The organism is Streptantibioticus rubrisoli, from assembly GCF_024436055.1.
Classification (GTDB): Bacteria; Actinomycetota; Actinomycetes; order Streptomycetales; family Streptomycetaceae; genus Streptantibioticus_A; species Streptantibioticus_A rubrisoli.
Window position 1 is genome coordinate 97061 of sequence record NZ_JANFNH010000008.1, and the last position, 20829, is coordinate 117889.

Here is a 20829-nt window from a genome sequence, read left to right on the forward strand (position 1 = left end):
GAAGGTCCGATGAGCCCGTGAGCGACAACAACGCGATCCGTGCGCCCCACGGCCACCGTCACGACCACGCGGACCACCACCCGCACCACCCGCACTTCGCGGACGAGCACGCGCACCACGGCCACACGCACGATCACGCCCACGGTTCCGGCCGCTGGTCACGGATACGGCACCAGATCGGCCACTTGTGCACCCCGCACAGCCATGAGGCCAGGGACAAGGTCGACGCCGCCATGCAGACCTCTGCCGAAGGCATGCGGACCCTGTGGCTGTCGCTGTCCGTCCTGGGACTGACCACGGCGACCCAGGCGGTGGTCGTCGCGCTGTCCGGATCGGTGGCACTGCTCGGTGACACCATCCACAACGCCGCCGACGCCCTGACCGCCGTCCCGCTGGGCATCGCCTTCGTCCTGGGCCGCCGCGTGGCGAACCGCCGCTACACCTACGGCTACGGGCGCGCCGAAGACCTCGCCGGAATCGCCATCGTTGCCACCATCGCCGGATCCTCCATGCTGGCCGCGTACCAGGCCGTCGACCGGCTCCTGCACCCCCGCGGCATCACACACCTGTGGGCCGTCGCACTCGCCGCCCTCGTCGGCTTCGTCGGCAACGAATGGGTGGCCCAGTACCGGATCCGCACCGGCCGCAGGATCGGGTCCGCCGCGCTGGTCGCCGACGGACTGCACGCCCGCACCGACGGCTTCACCTCCCTGGCCGTCCTCCTCGGCGCGGGCGGCGCCGCACTCGGCTGGCGCCTGGCCGACCCCATCGTCGGCCTGCTCATCACCGCGGCCATCCTCATGGTGCTCCGGGACGCCGCCCGGGAGGTCTACCGCCGTCTGATGGACGCCGTGGACCCCGAACTCGTCGAAACCGCCGAGTCCGCCCTGCGCGACGTGGACGGCGTCCGCGGCACCGGGCAGGTCCGCATGCGCTGGATCGGCCACGCGCTGCGCGCCGAAGCCGACATCATCGTCGACCCCGACCTGACCGTCGTCCAAGCCCACCGACTCGCCGTGGCCGCCGAGCACGCCCTCATCCACGCCGTCCCCCGGCTCACCGCCGCAACCGTCCACACCGACCACACCAGCGACGGCACCGACCCGCACGCCGCCCTCGCCCACCACAACGCCGCCTGACGCAGCCACCGCCAGGGGGGCGGGCCGTACGGGCGTCAACCGGCCTGGATCCGGCGGCCGGTGCGGCGCTCGGGGACGATGCGCATCCACAGCTCACGTTCGCCTCCCGGCCAGGGAGCGCTGTGCGCCCGCTCCGTCAGCTGCCGCTCGGTGTCCGCGTTCGCGACCCGGTGGATGCGCCCGACGACCAGCACGCTCCAGCCCTGGCTGAGCGCCTCGTCGAGCTCGTCCACCTCGAAGGCCACCTCGGTCCCGTCAGCGGCCGCCAGACCGTTGTCGTAGGTGGTCCGGAAAGCGACGGTGTTGTCGGCCATCGTGTAGCTGACCGGCATGATGACCAGCCCGTCCGCGGTGTTCAACGCCACTCTGCCCACACCGTGCGCGCGGAGCCGGTCGTGGCACTCCTGTGGACCCATCTCCACCAGACGGGGATGGTAGGCCGCCTTCCCCAAGCCGGGCGGCAGCTCGGCGTGGCTGCCCAGCAGTGCGTTCATGCTGGTGTCCAAGGCCGCGGCCAGACTGAGCAGCCCGCTGACATCCGGAGTCGCGGAGTGTTCCTCCACGTACTGGACGTAGCCGGGTGCCACCCGCGCCCGGGCGTCCAGTTCCTCGCGGGTGAGGCCCAGCTCCTCGCGTCGTAGCGCGACCCGCCTCCCGATGTCGCCCCGGTCCATCGACGACCTCTCCGTCGGACCCGTTGAGGACAGCTTCTTGGCCACAGCCGGACACTTCCTTCCACCGTCCCGGCCGCCGCTCAGCCGTGCGCGGCCGCCTCACATCCATCGTGGATCAGCGGCCACCGGCCTGCTCGGGGCAGGCGGCCCATGAGGGTCTTTCGCCCCCGTGCGAGGTTCGAGGCGGGATCGGACACTTGTAGTGAGGACATCGCCCCCCGGGCGTCCAGGGGACCCCGCCGGGACGGACGACGTCCCCGTCAGGACCTGGGAACCCGCCGCGAAACCGAGGCAGCGATGAACACCCCGTCCGCAGACATCGTCGTCGTGGGATTCGACCGGTCGCAGGCCGCGTGGCGAGCGCTGGACTGGGCGGCCGACGAGGCCGCACAGCGCGGGACGGAGCTGCACATCCTGCATGCCCTGGGCGTCTACCTTCCCGGCGCCATCCATGAGGGCGTCCCCGAGCACCATCTTCTGGAAGCCGAGGAGGACTTGGAGCGGTCCGCACACCGCGCCCAGCAAGGCCGCGAGGGTCTGGTGGTGACCTGGGAGGCGGTCTGGGACGAGCCGGTGTCCTCGCTGATCCGCATGGCCAAGCAGGTCGCGCTGGTCGTGGTGGGTGCGCGGGGGCTGAACCGGTTCACCGCCGTGCTGCTCGGCTCGGTGAGCCAACGACTCGCCGCGCACGCGTCGGGTCCCGTCGTGGTGGTACGCGGCACGCGGGACACGGCGGACGCGGCCGCAGCGGGCCCCGTCGTACTCGGTGTTGCCCCCGGCGAGCCGCCCGCGCCTGTGGAGTTCGCCTTCGCCGAGGCCGCCCGCTGGCACGCACCGCTGCACGCGCTGCGGACCTGGACGTACCCGCAGGCACTCCCCGGATACCTCGCGACGCCCCCGTCGGACGCCGAGGAGCACGTCGCCAGGGAACGCGCCGAAGTGGCGGAGGTACTGGCCGACGCCCGCCAGGCCTTCCCCGAAGTGGACGTCACGCAGGAGATCCGGCTGGTCGAGCCGGAGGAAGCACTCATCAACGCGTCGCACACCGCGGGCCTGGTGGTCCTGGGCGCCCGACGCCACCGCCCACCGTTCTCCATGCGACTGGGCAAGGTCGTCCAACGCGTCCTGCACCAGGCCGACTGTCCGGTCGCGGTGGTACCGACCTGACTGCGGGGCGAACCGCGGCGGGGGTCCGACGAGCCGGTGACCCTGCACATGGTCGACGGACTGCCACCGCGCGGGCCGGAACCGTGTCCACTTCGCCGTCAGTCCAGTTCGATGTTGAAGTCCCAGATCGCGACGACCTTGCCGTCATGGCGCCACGTCAACTGTGCGGCGCCGGAGTGGTATGTGCCCGACAGGACGAGGTTCGCCGACTTCCCCGTGGTGGCGGTGACGGTCGTCGGGCCCGCGGGGGAGAGGGCGACGTCCTTGCCCTGCTCGTCGCGGGAGCTGAAGTCATCGGCCTTGACGGTGAGCGGAGCGGTGGCCTGGCTGACGGTGATGGTGATGGTCCCCTTCGTCTGGTCGGGGACCTTGCCGCCCGCCGACGGCAGGTCTTCCACCGGCCCGCTGGCCACCACCAGGGCGGTGACGCCCGGGAGTTGGGCGCGGATCGGGGCACCCATGGCCACCAGTTGCAGGTGGTGCTCATCGGCGGTGGGCGTGGCCTGCCCGGCGGGTCGTGACGGGATCGGCACGGCGCCGAGCTTGTGGACGGTGCTGGCGGCGTCGCCGTTGCCATCGGTGGACGGCGGGTGGTCGGCACAGCCTGCCAGCAGCGCCAGCGCGGCACAGGTCGGCAGGGCCAGGCGCAGGAGGGAAGGAGCGCGCCGGAGGCCGGGCCGACTGCGGTCGGCCCGGCGCGGCGCTGCGTTGCGCGCAGCGTTCATCAGTTGCGTGGTCCTCGAAGGATCGGTCGGTCAGCGCCCGGCGGGTGACGGGTTGACGATCGGGTGTTCCGCCTCCTGGCTGTTGGCGACGGCGGGATAGACGACGCTCCCCGAGGGGGCCGGAGGCAGGGCGCGGCCGGAGGGGTTGTTGTAGACGTCTGCGCCGAAGGGCCGCAGACCGTCGGCACCGGCGTAGCCGAGGTGGCCGTGGCCGTCGGTGCCGCCGTGGTCGATGCCGAAGAGGTCCTCCATGCTGCGCAGCCAGCTGTAGTGGTTGTAGGGCTGGTCGCTGATGGACCCGGGCTTGATGAACCGGGAGATGAGCACGGAGCCGGTGATGCCGCCGCCGGGTGTGGTGTCCTGCCCGAACGCCTGGAAGCCCGGCTGCGTGGTGTTGGGGCCGGGCAGCTCGTTGCAGCACGCGACGATCGACTGGGAGGTGTCCGTCGGGGTGTTGAGCGACTTGTCCGCGTTGCCGGTGTAGTCGGCGATGGAGTTGCCGTACATCTTGTAGGGCGGGAACGCCTCGTCGAAGACGACCTGGATGAGGCCGTCGTGCTGGAACGCGGGCGAGGCCATGATCTGCGGGATGACCTTCTCCAGGAACAAGTCCGAGGCGTACAGGCCGCCTTGGTGGTTGTTCGGGTCACCGGAGAGGTTGTCGCCCTTGCAGGTGGCGTCGTGGGCGTCGGAGCAGTTGTCCGGGGTGATCCAGGAGAACCTGGGGGTGGTGGACTCGTGCTTGAGGTCCTGGGCCAGGCCGCTCTCCGCGCGGTGTCCCTTGGTCGCGGCAAGTCCGTCCAGCGGGACCACGTTCGCGCAGTCCTTGGGGTGGTCGAAGATCGAGTGGAACCAGACGGCCGGGTTGTGCTTGGGCACGTACTGGTCGGTCGCGGTGGCGCTACCGGGGTCGGGGACGCCCGCGCCGGAGGGGTTGCCCGGAATGCCGCACTGGTAGGCGTTCTCCCGGGTGGGGTTCTTCCCCATGTCCTGGGCGTAGACCTTCCACGGCACGTGCTTGTCGTCGAGCTGGTTGAACAGCGTCTTGACCGACTTGGGGTAGACGCACCCGGACGAGGCGAGGGTCTGGCCGTCCGGGGCGGGGGTTCCGGGGGTGACGTCCTTGTACTGCGGGCAGTCGTTCTGGTTGTCCGGGGCCGGAGCCTGGCCGGAGACCAGGCTGATGTAGTTGTCCAGGCTGTAGTGACCGGTGCCGTAGTACTGGCGCAGCAACTCCCCGTACTGGGGAAGGGTCTTCCACAGATAGCTGTTCTGGTTCAGCCCGGTGAACGTCGACTCGTAGGACTTGTTCTCCAGGATGATCGTCCACACGTGTCCGATCTTGTGGGCCGTGGGCCGGTTGTCTTCCTGGGCCGAGGCCGACGACGGGGCCAGAGTGACCGCCGCCAGCGTCAACGCCACCCCGGCGGCCAGGTGTTGCCACCGGCGGCCGAGCGTGAACCCTGCCATATCGCTCCTTCAACGTGTTGAGACGACGAAGACTGCCTCCGCCGACGACCCGCACTCTGCACCAACTCACGCACGTGCAGTCTGGGTTCAAACGAACATTCGGGTAACCGAAAGATAAACAACAGGTGATGTGGTGTCGAGGAGCCTATGTGTCGGCCAGCGTCATCGAGCAGGTCAACCTCCTTGCTTCGGCGGGCCGTCGCGGTGCGGTGCTGGGGCGGTGTGGCCCATGTCACTTCCGGGCCGCGGTGGGCAGATCTTGTCGCAGTGTCGTGCCCACCAGTAGAACTGGGCTTTCTTCGACAAACTGAAGGTAGTCCGATGACCGCAGAGCCGCCTCGGCCTGATGAATCCTCGCGCCAGACCGATGGCGACTCGAACACCACTATTCCTGACGAGGTGTTCGACAAGCTCCTCGCCGACTCCGAGAGCGCGATCCGGGCCTCCGCACCCAAGGAACCCTCGGCACGCGCCCGTATGGTCACCGAACGGCTGCGGCGCGAGGATGAGACGGCGGCCCGGGCCAAGGGTTGGAAGGGCAGGAAGAACAAGCGGCCGCAGCCGGATCCCTGGCGGGCCGCGCCGAACGTCATCCCGTCCAGGCGGCGCGGGTTTCCCAACTGGGCCCGCAACGCGTTGGCCGCGCTGGTGGCCGCCGGGGTGGCCGCGGTCGCCCTCAACCCCTCCGGCGCACTGTCGCTGGTACGCGGCGGATCGTCCGGCGGGTCGGGCAGCCACTCGGGCCCGCTTCCCGCCGAGACGCGCGCGCATGGCAGCGCACCGCCGACCGGCCCGACGGGCCTGGCGTCGTTCGACCACCCCTTCGCCGGATCGCCCGCCGAGCAGTGGGCCGAGGGCGCCGACGCCATCACCCTGCCCACCGCACGGCCGGTGGGAGCGATGAGCCGCGACCAGGTCGCAGCGGCACTGCGGAGCACCAAGGACTACCTGATCGCCACCAATCTCGACCCGCAGGTGCTCCGCGGTGGTTTCCCGCAGCGCGCCCTTGACGCGATCGACCCACTGGAGAGCGATACCCGGGACCGTTTCGAGGAGGCGTTCCGGTCCCCGAGCGACGACAACAACCCACTCAGCTTCGCCACCCGTTACAACCCCGGGGAACTCAAGCCGGTCGGCACCGTGGTGAAGGTCCGCGGTCAGATGACGTTCGCCGAGGACCAGTACGGTTCGGTGCTGGTCTCCGCGGACTACACCTTCGTCTACGCCTTCACCAAGGCGGATGGCAGCACCGATCAGGTGGTGCGGGTCATCATGCGCCGCGAGGTCGGCATGCGGGTCGCTGATCCGTCCCGGGTCCGGGTCACCGCGGGCAGGTTGTGGCTGGTGAAGGACGACTCCAACTTCGGCAACTCGGGGTGCGACATCCACGACGGCTATGTGCACCCGGGTTTCGAATTCGCGCAGCCATCGGGCGGCACCCCCACCGGCTCGGTCGTCGATCCCTACGACCGCAGCCACCCGCTCCCCAAGGGAACCGGCGTCTGCCGTAAGGACTCACGTACCTGACATGTCAGCGCGCACGCCGCGGAGTTGAACGACGGGCGAACCGGCTGAGCTCGGCTGCGCCTTCGGCGACGGCCCACTGGGCGAGGCAACCACGCGTCGCACCGCACGTGCCAAGCGCGGCCTAACGGGGGCAGACCGGTGTGGCCGCCGCCGATCGCGCGGGTACCCGGATCAGTGCCCGGTACGTGGTGGTGTCCTCCGGCTCGCCGACGCACCGGCCCTCGGCCTCGACCCAGGCGTGTGCGGCGAACGGCGACGTACGCACCCCCGAACACCACGTCGGCCAGCTTCCGCCGAGCCGGCACAGCAAGGCGGTGGCCAGCGAACGCTGTAGGCAGTAACGTCCGGCGCACAACGTGCTGATGGCCGTCACCTCCTGCCGCGCCCGTAGCGCATCGGCGTACTCGGCGGGCTTGGCTCCGCGCCGCAGCAGGTGCAGCACCGCGCGGATGCGGCGCGGCGGCAGCCGGGCGATCAGCCGCGCGGCACCGACGGCGGCGCGTGCGGCGACACGTCGGCCCAGCGGTGGTCGGACGGCGCTGTTCTCCAGGACCTGGCTCACGGGGCGCTCACCAGCTTCGCCCGGGTGAGTTGATCCATCAACGCCGCGACATCGGCGACCGCGCGCTCCCGGCTCACCGGACGGACGCGGGAGAGCTGATCGGCCACCTGCTCAGGCGTGGCGCCGTCGATGAGTGCCTGGACGACAAGGGCACCGGTGCTGTTGAGCTGCCAGTAACGCCCTTGGCGCTCGTCCAGCAACACCATGCCGTCATCGGTCGGGCACGCGGTGACATCAGCGCGTAGTCGGCTCAACGTGGTGCTCCTTTGTGCGTGTGCTCATGCTCGCGTGGGACGGCGCGGCCCGTTCCACCGGCGTCCGGCTCCGGCCGGGGTGCATGCGCCGGGCTCAGGTGGGCCGGGACCGGATGCGCCTCGAGGTCCCGCAACCACGCCTCGGCGCCCAACGTGGCCTCCAACTCGGCCGATCCGCCGCGGAGCAGGCCGGGGGAGAGCAGGGCGCGCCGCAGCAGTTCCTCGTCGGCCACGCCCGCGGCCACCAGCCGGGAGTCCTCAGCCCACGCGGCCAGGGCCCGCTGGTGCACCCGCAGACCGTGCTGCCACTCCACGCCGCAGTGGTCCTTGGTGGTCCGGCACAGGACGCGCGTCGGCACCACGTCCCGCATCGCGGCGGCGAGCAGCGGTTTGTACGACCACGGGGCCGCCGCCTCGTGCGGCCGGGCCGCCAGACACGCGTTGATCACGGCGTCGTCGCAGAACGGGCTGTGTGCGAGCAGGCCCGTGGCGGCGGATTCGTACGCCAGGTGCCCGGCGATCCTGCCCGCTTCCTGTGCCTGGTGGATCCAGGCGTGCCGACCGCGTTCGGCGGCCAGTGGCTCGACGCCGTCGGCCGCGGCACGCAGCAGTGCGCCGATCAGGTCGACGGCCAGGTCGCTGGCCCATGGCGGGAGTTGCGGCTGCAGCCCCCACCCCTGCGGTGCGCGGACCACACGGCGGGCGGGGGCGGCCCGCAGCCGTGCGGTGGTTCCGGCCAGCCAGGTCCGGTACGAACGCCGGTCGAGCAGCATGCGTACCGCGTCGGGCCACGGCCAGCGTCGGCGGGCCCGCAACCCGGCGGCATGCCGCAACCCCACCAGGGGCGAGCGGCGCAGCAGCCCGTGCACATAGCCGTCCGGTGGCTGGACCACGTGGTCGCCGCCGTGCCCTGTCAGACGGTGGACGGCTCCGCGGGCCCGCATCGCCTCGGCCAGGTGGTGCTGACCGGCCCGGTCGCGCAGCCCGGCCGACGGTTCGTCACCGGGATCGCGGCGGTGGTCGAGACCGGTGAAGTGGGCTGGCAGTTCGGCGGAGGGGAACACCAAATGCTCAGCGCTGCACAGGAGTTCGGCCGCGTGCCGAGCGTAGGCGTGGTCCTCGTTGCCAGGCGCCGACCAGCGCAGGGTGGCGGTGACCAGGCGGGCCCCCGCCTCGGCGGCCAGAAAGCACAGCGAAGTGGAGTCCATGCCCCCGGACAGGTCCGCGCCCAGCACCTCCCCCGGCCGTACCCGTAGCGCCACGGCCTCGCGCAGCGCCTGCCGCAGCGCGGGAGCGGCCTCGGCGAGCGGCAGCTCCCCCTCGGGCGCCCGCCACCACCGGGCCGTACGCCACTGGCCGCCAGTGGCCAGATGCAGCGCCTCACCTGGGACGACTGCGCGGATCCCACGCCACAACCCGCCACCGGCCAGCGGATGCGGCGCGGTGAATCCCGTGAGACGAACGGCGAGTTGCCCGGCGTCCAGCTCGGCGCCGGTGAGCCAGGCCAGGGTGCGCGCGCGGTCGGCACATACCGTGCCGCCCCCGACGGCCGCCAGGTACACCCGCCGCTGTCCGGACAGCGTCCCGCGGACATAGGTGTGGCCGCCGACGGATGCGATGACGTGGAAGCTTCCATGGCAGGCGGACAGCTCGCTCTCGACGGCAGCCGCGCTGGTCACGCGCCTGGCCCGGGTGGCCAGCTCGTCGGGGGTGAGCGAGCACGTCCCGGCCACGGCCAGCCGTACCTCTCCGGCGGCGGCGACGGACAGCTCGCCCTGGGACCAGGCGCCGACCAGCCAGGGACGCCCGGATGGGTGCGCGACGACTCGCGAGGCGCGCTGCCGCAGCCGCCGCATGACATCGGGGTGGAACTCGCGGTCAGGAAGAACGACGAACCAGGTGGGGGAGGAGCCCATGGGCCTGTCCAGTGCGGTGAGGCGGGCACGAGTGGTGGGAGGCGGCCAGGCCGCGCGGATGGCGGCCGGGTGCCAGCCCTCGCCCAGCGCGGGGCGGAGCCGGCACCCGGCACGGGTGACTACCAGCCCATCCAGTGAGCGTGCCAGCCTTCCGGCGTAATCCCTTCGACGCCCTGGGTCAGCTCGGCGTAGTCGCCCGCCTCCGCCAGCAGCGGGGGCTCGTACACGTCGGTGGGCTCGATGGCCGGTGCTTCGTTCACGGTGATCACATCCCTCCGGTCAAGGGACGCGGCAATTCCGCGTCCCTGCGAACCATTGAGAACCGGCCCGTCCAACCGCGCTACAGCACTTGAGGGGCAACCGTCCAGGCGGCCGACGTTTTATCACTGATGATGGTGAACCTAACCCGGGCAGGTTTATCGGACAGCAGCATGGACATACCGGCTCGGGTGATGCCCAGGACCGGCTTCTAGCCTCCGGTGAGGCAGGACCGGTCGCGGAATCCGGCGGTGGACGCCACCTCGCCCGGTGACGCGCGCAAGCCCTTCGGGCTCCGATCAGTCATCTGGCCTCTCCAGTCAGCGCGTCGTGCGCGCGAGGCGGGGATGCCGTGCGCGATCACGTCACCCAGACAGCGTAAGCGCAGACCCTGGCGACCTCCGTTACGTGGGGGCGCACAAGCATGGCCTGCCGACCGGGGAGATCCGCGCCGCGCCCGCCTGGCGCGAACACCGCGAGATCTTCACGGTCGGCCTCGGCGCCCCGCCGCCTGCCGGGACCGGTTGAAGCGGACCAGCGGCGTCAGCCCGCACACCTGTCGGCGTGCCGTGCGCTGACCACCGGCCTGGCGAGCCAACTCGCCGCAGCCACCGGTCAGTTGGCAGCCTTCAGGATCGCCGCGACGATCGGCCCGGCGAACTTGTAGCCCTCACCGCTGTTCGGGACGGTGGCCGCCGCGGCCACGTCATCGCGGTACGCGACGAACCAGCTGTTGGGTTTGTTCTGCCCGTCCACCTCGGCGGTTCCGGTCTTGGCCCCGATGTCGCCGTCGAGTCCGGCCATCGCCGGAGCCGCCGTCCCCGACTGCGCGGTCAGCCGCATCATGGAGCGGACCTGGTCGGCCACCGAGCCGCTCAACTGCCGCGGCGGCTGAGCGAGCGTTCGCCCGTCGACCGACGGGGAGACGAGGAACGGCTGATGGAACGCACCGGCCTTGACCGTCGACGCCACGGACGCCATCGCCAGCGGGCTCATCAGGTCATTGCCCTGGCCGATGTACGACATGGCCTTCATCGCCCCACTGGCGGCAGGCACGCTGCCGCTGTACGCGGGCACACCGACACTCCAGTTGAGCCCTATGCCGAAGACGTCGTGCGCCTCGTCGGCGACGGCGTTGTCGGGCAGGTATGTCGCGGTGGAGATGAAGGCAGTGTTGCAGGACTGTGCGAAGTCCTGCGCCATCGTGGCGTTCTGCAGCGAGAAGTCATCCACGTTGTGGAAGTTCGCACCGCCGTACTGGAAGTTCTTCGGGCAGTTGAGTGGTTTGTCGGGGGAGACCCGGCCGGTTTCGAGCGCGGTTGAGGCGGTGATCAGCTTGAACGTCGAACCTGGCGCGTACGTGCCGCTGAGCGCCTTGTCGGAGCCGGTCGCGGGCTGGTTGGCGACCGCCAGGATCGCGCCGGTGCTGGGCTGGACCACCACCGTTGCGGCATCCGGTCCCTTGGTCTTGACCGCCTGCTCGGCCGCCGACTGGAGACGGGCGTCGATCGTCGTCCGCAACGGTTTCCCCGCCCTGCCTTGGGAGAGTTGGTGCAGCACCGGCCCCAGCTTCCCGTCGGCGCCCTCGACACGGATGTCGCTGCCCTGTGCGCCACCCGTCGCGGTGCCGTAGGCCGCCTGTAGCTGGCTGATCACGGAGCCCAGCGAGGGATACTCGGCGGCGGTCAGCGCACCGCCGTCGCGGTCCAGGATGGTGATCGCTGGCGCGGCCGAGTGGTCGACCACCAGCTTCTCGCCGTCGCCCAACGTCGGATACAGCACGGACGGGGCCCATTTGACCACCGGGCGCCCCGATGCGTCACGCACGACCGTCAGTTCCGAGCGGTAGTCCCACTTCGACCGCTGACCGTCGGCACTGAACCGGGCGCTGACCGAGAACGGCACGGTGGTGCCCTTTGCCGACTGGCCGGTCAGCACCAGCGAGGTGGCGTGCAACTCGGTCCGGAAGGCGTCGAGTTGGCCAGCGCAGTGCCGTGCGTCGTCGGTCAGGCCGGCGGCCTTCGCCGTGTCGCCGGACGACCACGCCGCGAGGAAGGCGCTCGAGGTGCGCGCCACCTCGGCGGGCGACAGCGCGGTGGCCTCTCTTCGCGCGGGCACCCGGGCCGTGGCGTGAGTGGCGTGCCCCAACGGCCTACTGTGCGCCGGGCCCTGGAGCAGGGCATAGCACGCGTAGCCCGCTGCTCCGACCGCGACCGAGCAGGCTCCGCCTATCAGAGCGCCCTTGATGCCCCGCTGCGCAAGGACGCTCGACCGGGCACGACGCCGCATCGACGCCCGACGTGCGCGGCGGCCGGAAGCCGCGTGCGCGGCGTCGGTTGGCGGGGCGGTGTATGGGCCGGAATCCGCCGGGACTGACGGAGATGTCGGTGTGGGGAGCGCTCCGGGCAGGGTGGGGCGGCCGTAGTCGTTCGACTGCGGCGGCTTTCGCCGGTGCTCGCTCATGCTTCCAGCTCCTCGGGCAGGCGGTTTCGCCTGAAGGCGGCGTTGGACGTCCATACCCCGGATGTGACCCTTGCGGGCCACGCAGCACCACGAGCCAGGACGTCCCTGCGGCCCCGCATGGTTCCTGACGGGGTCCGCCTGGGGCAAATATCGCGCCGCCAAACACGGAGGAGGTGGCATTTTCCTTGTGAAACGGGCAGCCCCGGCGCCCATGCCGTCCGCTGTCCCGGCAGGTCCGGCGAACCCACCATAGACTCAAAAAGACGGACCTCACCGAGGTGCCGCCCTGCTGACGGCACGACCGCCGGTTGGTGCGCAGGTAGGGGATGCACATGCCAGGTCCACCCAAAAGACGCGCACGTGTGGGGCTGGTGCCCCTCACCGCCGTCGCTGGTGGGCTGCTCGCCGCGCTGATCGGTCTTGCCTTCGCGGTGCTCCTCTGGTCGATCATCGGCCTCGGCCAGTCGACGGCCACCGAACGTGACTCCCGTGCGGCACTCACCCAGGCGAGGAAGGTCGAGGGACTCGTCGTCGACCTGGAGACAGGTCAGCGCGGCTTCGTCATCACCGGGCAGAACCAGTTCCTTGAGCCATGGCAGACCGCCCGGACCACGTTCTCCGGCCAGGCAGGGCAGCTCGTACGCCTCAGCACCACCCCCGGCCAGCGGAGACTGGCCCAGCAGATCAGCCAGGCTGGCGAGTCCCTCATCCGCGACTACTCGATTCCGCTGGTCGCGGCGGCACGCCGAGGGGACCCCCGTGCGCGCGGCGTGGCGGCGACGCTGGAAGGCAAGCGGCGCGTCGACGGGCTCAGGAAGCAGTTCGACCGCTACGACTCGGTCCAGGCGGCTCTGATCGCGGCCCGCGAGAGCGCGGCCAACGATGAGGCCCGGGAGGCGGTCATCGCAGCGTCGATCGGCCTCGCCGGTTCGATGCTCCTCATCGCGGCCTTCGCCGGGTACGTGATCCGGGCTGTTGTCTGGCCGGTCCGCAAGGCGGCCGACGTGGCCTCCCGGCTCGCTGGCGGCGACCTCGCCGTGCGGATGCCCGAAACCGGCAGGGGCGAGATCGCTCAGCTCGGGACGGCGTTCAACACCATGGCCAGCTCACTTGAGGAGAGCCGTGAGCAGGCACGCCACGCTCACGAGCGCCTCAGGCTGCTGTACGAGGCCAGCATCGTCATCGGCACGACGCTCGACGCGCAGCAGACCGCGCAGGAACTGGTGCGGGTGGCGGTCCCCCGGTTCGCCGACTTCGTCACCGTCGACCTGACCACGGCCGTCCTGCTCGCCGAGGAACCGCTCACGGACCACGGCACACAGGCTCGCCGCGTCGCCCTGGGCGGGATCCGCGACGACCCCCCGCTCGACCCCGTGGGCTCACGGATCACCCTCGCCTCCTTCGCGCCGCACATCCGTGACGTGGCCAGCGCGAACGCGACCTTCCTGCCGCACCTGCGTACCTCCTCCGCATGGCAGATCCGCAACCGCCACCAGGCCCGCGAGCTGCTGGACTACGGCATGCACTCGCTGATCACCGTCCCGCTGTACTCGCGGCGCATGCTCGTCGGTGCCGTCGGCCTCTGGCGATCGGAGAACCCCAGCCCGTTCGAGCAGGACGAGCTGTCCGACGCCGAGGAAATGGCCGCCAAGGCCGCCGTCGCGATCGACAACGCGCTGCGCTACGCCCGCGAGCACGACACCGCCTTGACCTTGCAGCGCAGCATGCTGCCCCGCAGCTTCGAACCCCCGAACGGTATCGAGATCGCCCACCGCTACACGCCCGCCTCCGACGCCACCGAGGTCGGCGGCGACTGGTACGACGTGGCCGCCCTGACACCCGACAAGGCCGCCATCGCCATCGGCGACGTCATGGGGCACGGCATCCCCGCCGCCGCCGTGATGGGGCAGGTGCGCACCACACTGCGCGCCCTCGTCCGCTTGGACCTGCCGCCCGACCAGCTCCTGCACCACCTTGACCAGTCCATGCAGGACCTCGACGGTCCCATCCTGGCGACATGCCTGTACGGCGTGTGTGACGCCGCGGCCAACCGCTGCTGGCTCGCCCGGGCCGGACACCCCCCACCCGCCCTGATCAGCCCGGACGGCACCGCCCGACTGATCGACCTGCCCCCTGGCGCGCCCCTCGGCATCGGCGGCATCTCCTACACGACCACCGAGATCCCCCTCACTCCCGGGACCGTGCTCGTCCTCTACACCGACGGGCTCGTCGAAGCCCGCGGGCAAGACCTCGACGAGCGCCTGAAGAAGCTCGTCCGCTTCCTCACCGGTACCCATCCGTCCCTGGAAGACCTCGCCGACACCCTCATCAACCGCCTCGCCCCCACCCCCGCGCAGGACGACATCGCCCTCCTCATCGCCCGCGTCGGCACCCCCGGTCCCCGGTGAATGCCCGACAGGCCCGGCAGGCCCTCGTCGTCGACACGCGTGGGCCTGAGTCACTTGACGCTACGTCACATTCGTTCAGGCAGCTGCCACTTCTGTGCGTGCGTGCCATTGCAGTCATAGAGCTGAAGTTGGGTTTCCCGCTCGGCCGTTGCGCCGGGGTCGTCGAGGCAGCGGCCGGACTGCGGGTTGTACAGCGCCCCGTTGGGCTGTGGTTCCCAGATCTGGGCGCCGGTTCCGTTGCAGTCATAGAGCTGGACGAGCGTGCCGTTGGCGGTCGCGCCATTGGCGGCGTCCATGCACTTGCCGAGGACGGTCAGCCGGTGGTCGGAGGTGACCGTCCACTTCTGGGCGCCGGTGTGGTTGCAGTCGTAGAGCTGGATCGGGGTTCCGTTGGCGAGGGATGCCCCGCGGTCGTCGAGGCAGAGGCCCGCGATGCCGGTGACGGCTCCGCTCGGCGGGGCCGTGGTGGAGGTGAGGGTGACGGTGCCGGTCAGTGGAAGGGTGCGGGAGGAGTCGCCGACGGCGATCCGGTACCGCCCGGCGGGGGCGGTCCATCCGTGGGCGTTCTGGTCCCAGTAGGACAGGTCCTTGGTGGTGAGGGTGAAGTGGACCGTGGTGCTCGCGCCGGGCGCGAGGTCGACCCGTTGGAAGCCCTTGAGCTGGTGGGTCGGCTCGCCCGTGCTGGCCGGGTCGCCGACGTAGAGCTGGGCGACATCAGCGCCTTGTCGGCGGCCGGTGTTGGTGACGGTCGCCGAGACGTTGACCGTGCCGTGCGCGTCGGGACCTGCCACAAAGAGGTCGTCGTACGAGAAGGTGGTGTAGGACAGGCCGTAGCCGAACGGGAACAGCGGCGTGATGTCCTTGGTGTCGTACCAGCGGTAGCCGACGTCGACTCCCTCGGAGTACCGCACCTGCCCGTTGGCGCCGGGCCACTGCTGTTGTGTGCTGGCCGGGACGTCGGTGAGGCTCCTGGGGAAGGAGACAGGCAGTTTCCCCGACGGGTTGGTGTCTCCGAAGAGCAGCGCGGCGATGGCGTTGCCGTCCTCCTGCCCTGGGTACCAGGCTTCGAAGACGCCCGCGACCTGGTCGATCCACGGCATGGTGACGGCGGAACCGGTGTTGAGCACCACGATGGTGTGCGGGTTCCTGGCCGCGACCGCGGAGATCAGCGAGTTGTCCGCGCTCGACAGGTCGATGGTGCCGAGGTCGCTGCCTTCCGACTCGAAGGTGCTGGCGAAGACCACGGCCACCGAGGAGGAGCCAGCCAGATCGGCCGCCGAGCTGGGGTTGGAACCGTCGTCGTAGGCGACCTTGATCCCACTGCCAGCGCGGTGGGTGATGCCCGTCAACGGGGTGACGACGTACGGTGCCTTGACGCCCGCGCTCCCGCCGCCCGCGGTCCTCGCCTTGGAGTCGGCATCCGCGCCGATCACCGCGATCGAGTGCACGGTGGAGGGCCGCAGCGGCAGCACACCACCGGCGTTCTTCAGCAGCACGCTGCCTTCCTCGGCGACCTGACGGGCCGTCGTGGAGTGCGCGTCGCTGGTGACGACCGCGCCCGGAGAGCCGGACGGCTTCCTGTCGAACAGCCCGAAGGCGAACATCTGCCGTAGGATCCGGCGGACCATGTCATCCAGGCGTGACTTCGCCACCTGACCGCCGTTGACTGCCGAGTTGAGCGGCGCGCCGAAGTAGCCGCCACCCGGCATCTCCATGTCGAGGCCGTTGTAGGCGGAGTTGATGGTCGAGTGGGTGGCACCCCAGTCGGAGGTGACGAAGCCCTTGAAACCGAACTGGCTCTTCATCGCCGTGTTGAGCAGGTAGGGGTTGGCACACGCGTCCTGGCCGTTGACCCAGCTGTAGGAGCACATCACCGACGAGGCCCCGGCCCGCGCCGCGGCCTGGAACGCGGGCAGATAGATCTCCTGCATCGTCCGCTCGGAGACGTCGGCGTTGTCGGCGGCGCTGTTGCGATGGGTCTCCTGGTTGTAGACGGCCAAGTGCTTGACCTGGGCCAGCACACCCTGGCTCTGGGTGCCGGTGATGTCGGCCGCACCCATCTTCCCGGCGAGGTACGGGTCTTCGCCGAGAGATTCGAAGGCGCGCCCCCAGCGCGGGTCGCGCACGATGTTGATGGTCGGGCTCAGGGCGACGCTGGCGCCCTTGCCAGCGTCTTCCGCGCCGATGACCGCTCCGTACCGCTGCTCCAGGGCGGTGTCCCAGGTTGCCGCGCTAGCCACGGGCGCCGGTAACTGCGTCACACCGGTCATCCCGTCGCCGATACCGGCCGGACCGTCTTCCAGGCCCAGCGCCGGGACACAGAGCCGGGAAATGGCGGGCACGTTGCCCACGTAGGGCTGGGTGGAGCCGTTGCCGTGGACAAGGCTGACTTCCTTGTTCTGAGTGATCCGTGCCATCACCTCGTCGACCCGCTGGTCCACCGGCGCGGTCGAACCCACCCAGGGGCAGGAGTTGGCGGCGTGGGCCGCGGGTGCGAACACCACCGGCCCGGCCGAGGCGGCGACCAGCAGTGTCAGTGCTGCTGAGCCGCAGCGAGCGGCCCTTTGGCAAAGAGGTGAAGACATGGGCACGCTCCTGGGGGGAGGTTCAGACGATCCGAACGAGGGAGCCGGTCCACACGCGCGTTGCAGAAGTTAACTTTGACATGATGGCGCGTCAATGCGTCCGACCCTGGTGGTCCCGTGCCCTGGCCAAACTGATCCGCGCGTCCCCGCCCAGGGAAGTTGAGTTCCCGTCAATTCCATGAAGCCGAGGAGCATTTGGCTTCAGCAGATCAGCAACTCGGCCGTCACCGGGGGGGTGGACGCGGGGAGAGATGCGCGATGGTCAGCGCGCGGCGTCGGCGGGCTCCGCGGGGCGCGGGGCTGACGTGCGGTGCTGTCGGGGCCGGGAGCGGGACACCGCCACGCCCGTCAGGCACAGCGCGCCGCCGAGCAGGGTCAGCCAGGCGGGCACCTCGTCCAGGAACACCCAGCTCAGTGCCACCACGATGGCCGGAACGGCGTAGGTGGTCGCGCCCATCCTGCCGGCGGGCGTGCGGGCCAGAGCGTAGCTCCAGGTGGTGAAGGCGAGAGCGGTCGGCACCACGCCGAGATAGACCATGTTGAGGGTCGCGGACGGCGGTGCCTTCGGCAGTTCGGCGGCCAGTTGCCCGGCGAAGGGCAGGCACGCCACCGTACCCGCCAGGCAGCTGTACGCCGTGATCTGCAGCGGCGTCCCGTATGCGAGCGCGGGCTTCTGGGCGACCACGCCGGTCGCGTACGCCACCGCCGCGAGAAGGCACAGCAGCACGCCGAGCACCGAGGTGCCGCCGTTGTGTCCGGACGAGGTCGACAGGCCGACCACCAGTGCTCCGCCGAACGACACCGCCATACCGGAGAGCAGCCGCGGCGGCAGTGCCTCCCCGAGCAGCCGCGCCGCGAGCAACGCCATCAGGATCGGCCCAACGTTCACCAGGAGGGCGGCCGTCCCGGCGTCGACCAGTCGCTCGCCCCAGTTCAACGCGACCATGTAGCCGCCGAACCAAACCACCCCGGACACCAGGACGCCGCGCCGGGCGCCCCGGGACGGCAGCCCCTCGCGCCGTATCGCTGCCAGGACGACCAGCACCAGGGAGGCGGCAAGCAACCGGCCGAGCGCCAGCGCGCCCGGGGAGTAGCCAGCGACCGCGCTGCGGATGGAGACGAAGGCGGACGCCCACGCGACCACGGAGAAAGCAGCGGCGCCGGCGGTGAGGACGCCAGGAGAGGCGAGACGGGAACTCATGCGGGCGAGCGTAGGGCGCAAACATTTCGGTGTCGACCAAAATATCTGCGCACGGTCCTGGCACGGTCCCGGGTGTACTGGGGCGCTGAGAGGGCGTCGAGCCGCCAGGATCAGTTCCAGGCGTCGGGTGTGATCCCCAGGAGGTCACGGAAGGCCCGCTCCCCGGCGTCGGTCACCCGCAACACGCGACCACCGGCGGCCACTCGCACCACCCACTCCCGACGCAGCGCCAGGGCGCACAGCCGCGCACCGGCCACCCCGCCCAGATGGCGGCGGCGCTCGGTCCAGTCCAGACATGAACTCGCCATCGGTCGGCGACCCTCGTGGGCCAGGTCGAGGCCCGCCCGAGCGCACCACTCCCGCCCCGCGTCGGTCAGCTCGAACGCGCCTTCCGTGCGGAGTAGCCCGCGCTCGTCCATCGCGTCGGTCACCGCCATGCCGAGCCGCCCGGCGAAGTGGTCGTAGCAGGTCCGCGCCCCGGCCAGCGGATCGGGCGCGGCGACTACCGGCACCGCGTGCGCCGCGTCCCGTCCCGGGGCCGCGTGCGCGGCGAGCGAGTCGACCAGGCGTGCCGTCGCTGCGTCGGCGATCCGTACGTAACCGTGGCGGCCCTGCCGCTCGGTCACACAGATTCCGGCGTCCTGCAGCCGGGCCACATGACCGCTCGCCGTGGACGGAGACACCCCGGCGATCCGGGCCAGTTCCCCCATGCTCCACGCACGGCCCTCAAGCAGGGCCAGGCAGATGGCTGCCCGGGTCTCATCGGCCATGGCGCCGGCGAGTGCGGCGAGGCGGGCGGCGGGCGGGGCGGAACCGGTCACGTCCACATCATGGCTCAATACTTCGGCCACTACCAAAGTGTTCGGTCGTGCCGCATGGGGGGGAGACCGGCGCCTCGGTGCTGGAGTTCAATCCGGCAGCGGAGACTGACCGGCGTCGTAGACCAGCACATGGCGTTCGGGAAGCAGGCGCGCCTCCGGGCTGGGCAGGTGTGGACGCAGCGTGCCGTCGTGCATGAGATGGCGTACCCGCACCTGCCGGGCGACGACCAGGAAGTCGGAGATCATCTTGCGATGGCAGCGCCACCACACCGACTCGGCGCACATGACCGCCGTGCGTTCTGCCGCTGCCTCAGCGAGCAGGTCATCGATGGCAGCGAGGAACTGCTGCGAGCGCATGTGGATGGCGTAGCCCGCGAAGGCGCGGTTGCGCAGCGCCGTGTCGGGTGCGTCCGGGCGCGCGGTGCGCCAACCGCCGAGCCGCTTGTCCCATCGGTAGGCGATGTCGGCCTGCGGCAGCCACTCTGACATCGCGTCGCGGTTGGCATCCGGATTGTGCCGGCTCCCGGGTGCGGTCCGTACGTCGACCAGCCGACGCACCTCGGCAGCGTGCAGCAGTCCGGTCATCCGCGTCGCGTCGAGGGTGCCATGGCCGAAGGTCAGCAGTTCGCAGGTCACCGTTGTCCTCATGGCGGCAAGGGCGAAGGATCTTGCTGGTTGGCAGGTACCCCGCTTCGCCCCGCGGGAACCGGATGCCGGGAGATCCGCACCGGAACGTCGGTGGGGAGTCATCGCCGTGCGCCGGGGACGCGGGAACGCCGCGTGCCCCTCGCGTTACCGACGGTGCCGCCGATGTCACACCACTGTTCAGGCCGCCGCTCTTGACGGAATACGGCGGATGCGGTGACCGTTGGAACCGTCAGCACCTCGTTAGGCGAGGCTTCTGCGTGGACACAGGCCACTGACCCCGAACGTCGAGAGACGCCCCGGGTCAGGACAGCTCACCTCGGCACAAGGAGTGAGCCCAAGTGGCTCCCCGGCCGTCAGGCCGGGAGTACGCCGCGCAGTGCCGAAGCTCAGACGAGAGAGGTGCCCTCCCGCGCGGGGGCTCCTCGGCCATGTTGGACGACACCGCGTGTGTCTGGCCGCGAGGAGGTGAGGGACATGAGTCCTTGGTCCAGTCCAGAGCCCGCTCCTGGGCATGCTCATCCGTCCCCGCTTGATCGCGGCGCTCGTATTCGCTGAGCTTGTGCCGTATCCATCGCTGCGCACTGACGGCGATACGCGCTGAATCCCGCGATCAGGCCCTCCTCCGAGGGAGCACAGCCATGCGCATCGAGCTGACCTGGCCGGGCCCCGAGGCCGGCCGCACGCTGACCATCCCCGTACCCGGCATCCGCGCCGAAGCCCTGCGGCCCGCGCTGGACCACGTCCGCCGGGCTGGTACGCCTGCCCTGCGCGGTGCTCTGGCCTGCGCGGAGCCCGTGGTGAGCAGCGTCGCCGGTGCCGCGGGAGCAGGGGCGCTGGTGCAGCTGGCCCTGCCGTTCGTGGTGCGCCGCGCCCAGCGATCACTTTGCGAGTCCCCGCACCGGACCGCCTGAGCCGTCCAGCAGTGCTGGCGGGCGAGGCGGTGGCGGGGTGGTTTCCCTGCCCCGCCGCCCACGGTGCCCCACCAGGGGCACGCACCCCGCCCCCTTGAGC

17 protein-coding genes and 1 riboswitch are annotated in these 20829 nt (G+C 70.7%); of the genes, 5 read left to right on the plus strand and 12 right to left on the minus strand.

Annotated features, from left to right (window positions below):
* Positions 1 to 17: 17 nt before the first annotated feature.
* Positions 18 to 1139, plus strand: a complete 1122-nt coding sequence (locus tag NON19_RS11430) for a cation diffusion facilitator family transporter (RefSeq protein WP_255926955.1) — start codon at positions 18 to 20, stop codon at positions 1137 to 1139.
* 35 nt (positions 1140 to 1174) lie between these two features.
* On the opposite strand, the gene NON19_RS11435 is transcribed toward NON19_RS11430, so the two are convergent.
* Positions 1175 to 1858 carry a helix-turn-helix domain-containing protein gene (locus NON19_RS11435; RefSeq protein ID WP_255926957.1) on the minus strand — a complete coding sequence of 228 codons (684 nt, stop codon included), beginning with the start codon at positions 1856 to 1858 and terminating at the stop codon, positions 1175 to 1177.
* 252 nt (positions 1859 to 2110) lie between these two features.
* Here NON19_RS11435 and NON19_RS11440 point away from each other — a divergent pair, with 252 nt between their 5' ends.
* Positions 2111 to 2980 (plus strand): universal stress protein, encoded by an 870-nt coding sequence (locus NON19_RS11440; RefSeq protein ID WP_255926959.1) that lies wholly within the window; start codon positions 2111 to 2113, stop codon positions 2978 to 2980.
* Between the two features lie 98 nt (positions 2981 to 3078).
* On the opposite strand, the gene NON19_RS11445 is transcribed toward NON19_RS11440, so the two are convergent.
* Together NON19_RS11445 and NON19_RS11450 are read right to left on the minus strand one after the other, a co-directional pair.
* Positions 3079 to 3705 carry a hypothetical protein gene (locus tag NON19_RS11445; protein WP_255926961.1) on the minus strand — a complete coding sequence of 209 codons (627 nt, stop codon included), beginning with the start codon at positions 3703 to 3705 and terminating at the stop codon, positions 3079 to 3081.
* Between the two features lie 30 nt (positions 3706 to 3735).
* On the minus strand, positions 3736 to 5175 hold the full coding sequence (locus tag NON19_RS11450) for an alkaline phosphatase family protein (RefSeq protein ID WP_255926963.1): 1440 nt from the start codon (positions 5173 to 5175) through the stop codon (positions 3736 to 3738).
* A gap of 321 nt (positions 5176 to 5496) precedes the next feature.
* On the opposite strand from NON19_RS11450, the gene NON19_RS11455 reads away from it, so the two are divergent.
* A complete protein-coding gene (locus NON19_RS11455; protein WP_255926965.1) occupies positions 5497 to 6702 on the plus strand; it encodes a hypothetical protein in 1206 nt (401 codons plus the stop codon).
* A gap of 121 nt (positions 6703 to 6823) precedes the next feature.
* On the opposite strand, the gene NON19_RS11460 is transcribed toward NON19_RS11455, so the two are convergent.
* The 5 genes from NON19_RS11460 to NON19_RS11480 form a co-directional block, all read right to left on the minus strand.
* Positions 6824 to 7264 carry a lasso peptide biosynthesis B2 protein gene (locus tag NON19_RS11460; RefSeq protein ID WP_255926967.1) on the minus strand — a complete coding sequence of 147 codons (441 nt, stop codon included), beginning with the start codon at positions 7262 to 7264 and terminating at the stop codon, positions 6824 to 6826.
* Positions 7261 to 7518, minus strand: coding sequence for a lasso peptide biosynthesis PqqD family chaperone (locus NON19_RS11465; RefSeq protein ID WP_255926969.1), 258 nt, complete (start codon positions 7516 to 7518; stop codon positions 7261 to 7263). The genes NON19_RS11460 and NON19_RS11465 overlap by 4 nt, the downstream gene beginning before the upstream one ends.
* Entirely contained in the window at positions 7515 to 9434 is a 1920-nt protein-coding gene (locus tag NON19_RS11470; RefSeq protein WP_255926971.1) for an asparagine synthase-related protein, read from the minus strand. The genes NON19_RS11465 and NON19_RS11470 overlap by 4 nt, the downstream gene beginning before the upstream one ends.
* A gap of 119 nt (positions 9435 to 9553) precedes the next feature.
* Complete coding sequence (locus tag NON19_RS11475; RefSeq protein WP_255926973.1) at positions 9554 to 9694, minus strand: lasso RiPP family leader peptide-containing protein; 141 nt, start codon at positions 9692 to 9694, stop codon at positions 9554 to 9556.
* 613 nt (positions 9695 to 10307) lie between these two features.
* Positions 10308 to 11840, minus strand: a complete 1533-nt coding sequence (locus NON19_RS11480; RefSeq protein WP_255926975.1) for a penicillin-binding transpeptidase domain-containing protein — start codon at positions 11838 to 11840, stop codon at positions 10308 to 10310.
* Positions 11841 to 12517: 677 nt separating this feature from the next.
* Here NON19_RS11480 and NON19_RS11485 point away from each other — a divergent pair.
* On the plus strand, positions 12518 to 14563 hold the full coding sequence (locus NON19_RS11485; RefSeq protein WP_255926977.1) for a SpoIIE family protein phosphatase: 2046 nt from the start codon (positions 12518 to 12520) through the stop codon (positions 14561 to 14563).
* A gap of 65 nt (positions 14564 to 14628) precedes the next feature.
* Here NON19_RS11485 and NON19_RS11490 read toward each other — a convergent pair whose 3' ends face one another.
* The 4 genes from NON19_RS11490 to NON19_RS11505 all read right to left on the minus strand — a co-directional run bounded on the left by NON19_RS11490 (position 14629) and on the right by NON19_RS11505 (position 19818).
* On the minus strand, positions 14629 to 17148 hold the full coding sequence (locus tag NON19_RS11490; RefSeq protein WP_255926979.1) for a glycoside hydrolase family 3 C-terminal domain-containing protein: 2520 nt from the start codon (positions 17146 to 17148) through the stop codon (positions 14629 to 14631).
* Between the two features lie 262 nt (positions 17149 to 17410).
* Entirely contained in the window at positions 17411 to 18349 is a 939-nt protein-coding gene (locus NON19_RS11495) for a DMT family transporter (protein WP_255926981.1), read from the minus strand.
* A gap of 110 nt (positions 18350 to 18459) precedes the next feature.
* On the minus strand, positions 18460 to 19119 hold the full coding sequence (locus NON19_RS11500; RefSeq protein WP_255927070.1) for an ArsR/SmtB family transcription factor: 660 nt from the start codon (positions 19117 to 19119) through the stop codon (positions 18460 to 18462).
* A 138-nt stretch (positions 19120 to 19257) separates the two neighbouring features.
* On the minus strand, positions 19258 to 19818 hold the full coding sequence (locus tag NON19_RS11505) for a DUF488 domain-containing protein (protein WP_255926983.1): 561 nt from the start codon (positions 19816 to 19818) through the stop codon (positions 19258 to 19260).
* A 229-nt stretch (positions 19819 to 20047) separates the two neighbouring features.
* Positions 20048 to 20224, plus strand: a riboswitch (M-box (ykoK) riboswitch).
* Between the two features lie 232 nt (positions 20225 to 20456).
* On the opposite strand from NON19_RS11505, the gene NON19_RS11510 reads away from it, so the two are divergent.
* Positions 20457 to 20729 (plus strand): hypothetical protein, encoded by a 273-nt coding sequence (locus NON19_RS11510; protein ID WP_255926985.1) that lies wholly within the window; start codon positions 20457 to 20459, stop codon positions 20727 to 20729.
* Positions 20730 to 20829: the final 100 nt, after the last annotated feature.

Excerpts from the sequence above, each read along its gene's own strand:
- NON19_RS11505 (WP_255926983.1), bottom strand. The coding sequence starts at position 19,818 with ATGAGGACAACGGTGACCTGCGAACTGCTGACCTTCGGCCATGGCACC.
- NON19_RS11440 (WP_255926959.1), top strand. The coding sequence starts at position 2,111 with ATGAACACCCCGTCCGCAGACATCGTCGTCGTGGGATTCGACCGGTCG.
- NON19_RS11495 (WP_255926981.1), bottom strand. The coding sequence starts at position 18,349 with ATGAGTTCCCGTCTCGCCTCTCCTGGCGTCCTCACCGCCGGCGCCGCT.
- NON19_RS11510 (WP_255926985.1), top strand. The coding sequence starts at position 20,457 with ATGCGCATCGAGCTGACCTGGCCGGGCCCCGAGGCCGGCCGCACGCTG.
- NON19_RS11470 (WP_255926971.1), bottom strand. The coding sequence starts at position 9,434 with ATGGGCTCCTCCCCCACCTGGTTCGTCGTTCTTCCTGACCGCGAGTTC.
- NON19_RS11450 (WP_255926963.1), bottom strand. The coding sequence starts at position 5,175 with ATGGCAGGGTTCACGCTCGGCCGCCGGTGGCAACACCTGGCCGCCGGG.
- NON19_RS11500 (WP_255927070.1), bottom strand. The coding sequence starts at position 19,119 with ATGGCCGATGAGACCCGGGCAGCCATCTGCCTGGCCCTGCTTGAGGGC.
- NON19_RS11455 (WP_255926965.1), top strand. The coding sequence starts at position 5,497 with ATGACCGCAGAGCCGCCTCGGCCTGATGAATCCTCGCGCCAGACCGAT.
- NON19_RS11490 (WP_255926979.1), bottom strand. The coding sequence starts at position 17,148 with ATGTCTTCACCTCTTTGCCAAAGGGCCGCTCGCTGCGGCTCAGCAGCA.
- NON19_RS11445 (WP_255926961.1), bottom strand. The coding sequence starts at position 3,705 with ATGAACGCTGCGCGCAACGCAGCGCCGCGCCGGGCCGACCGCAGTCGG.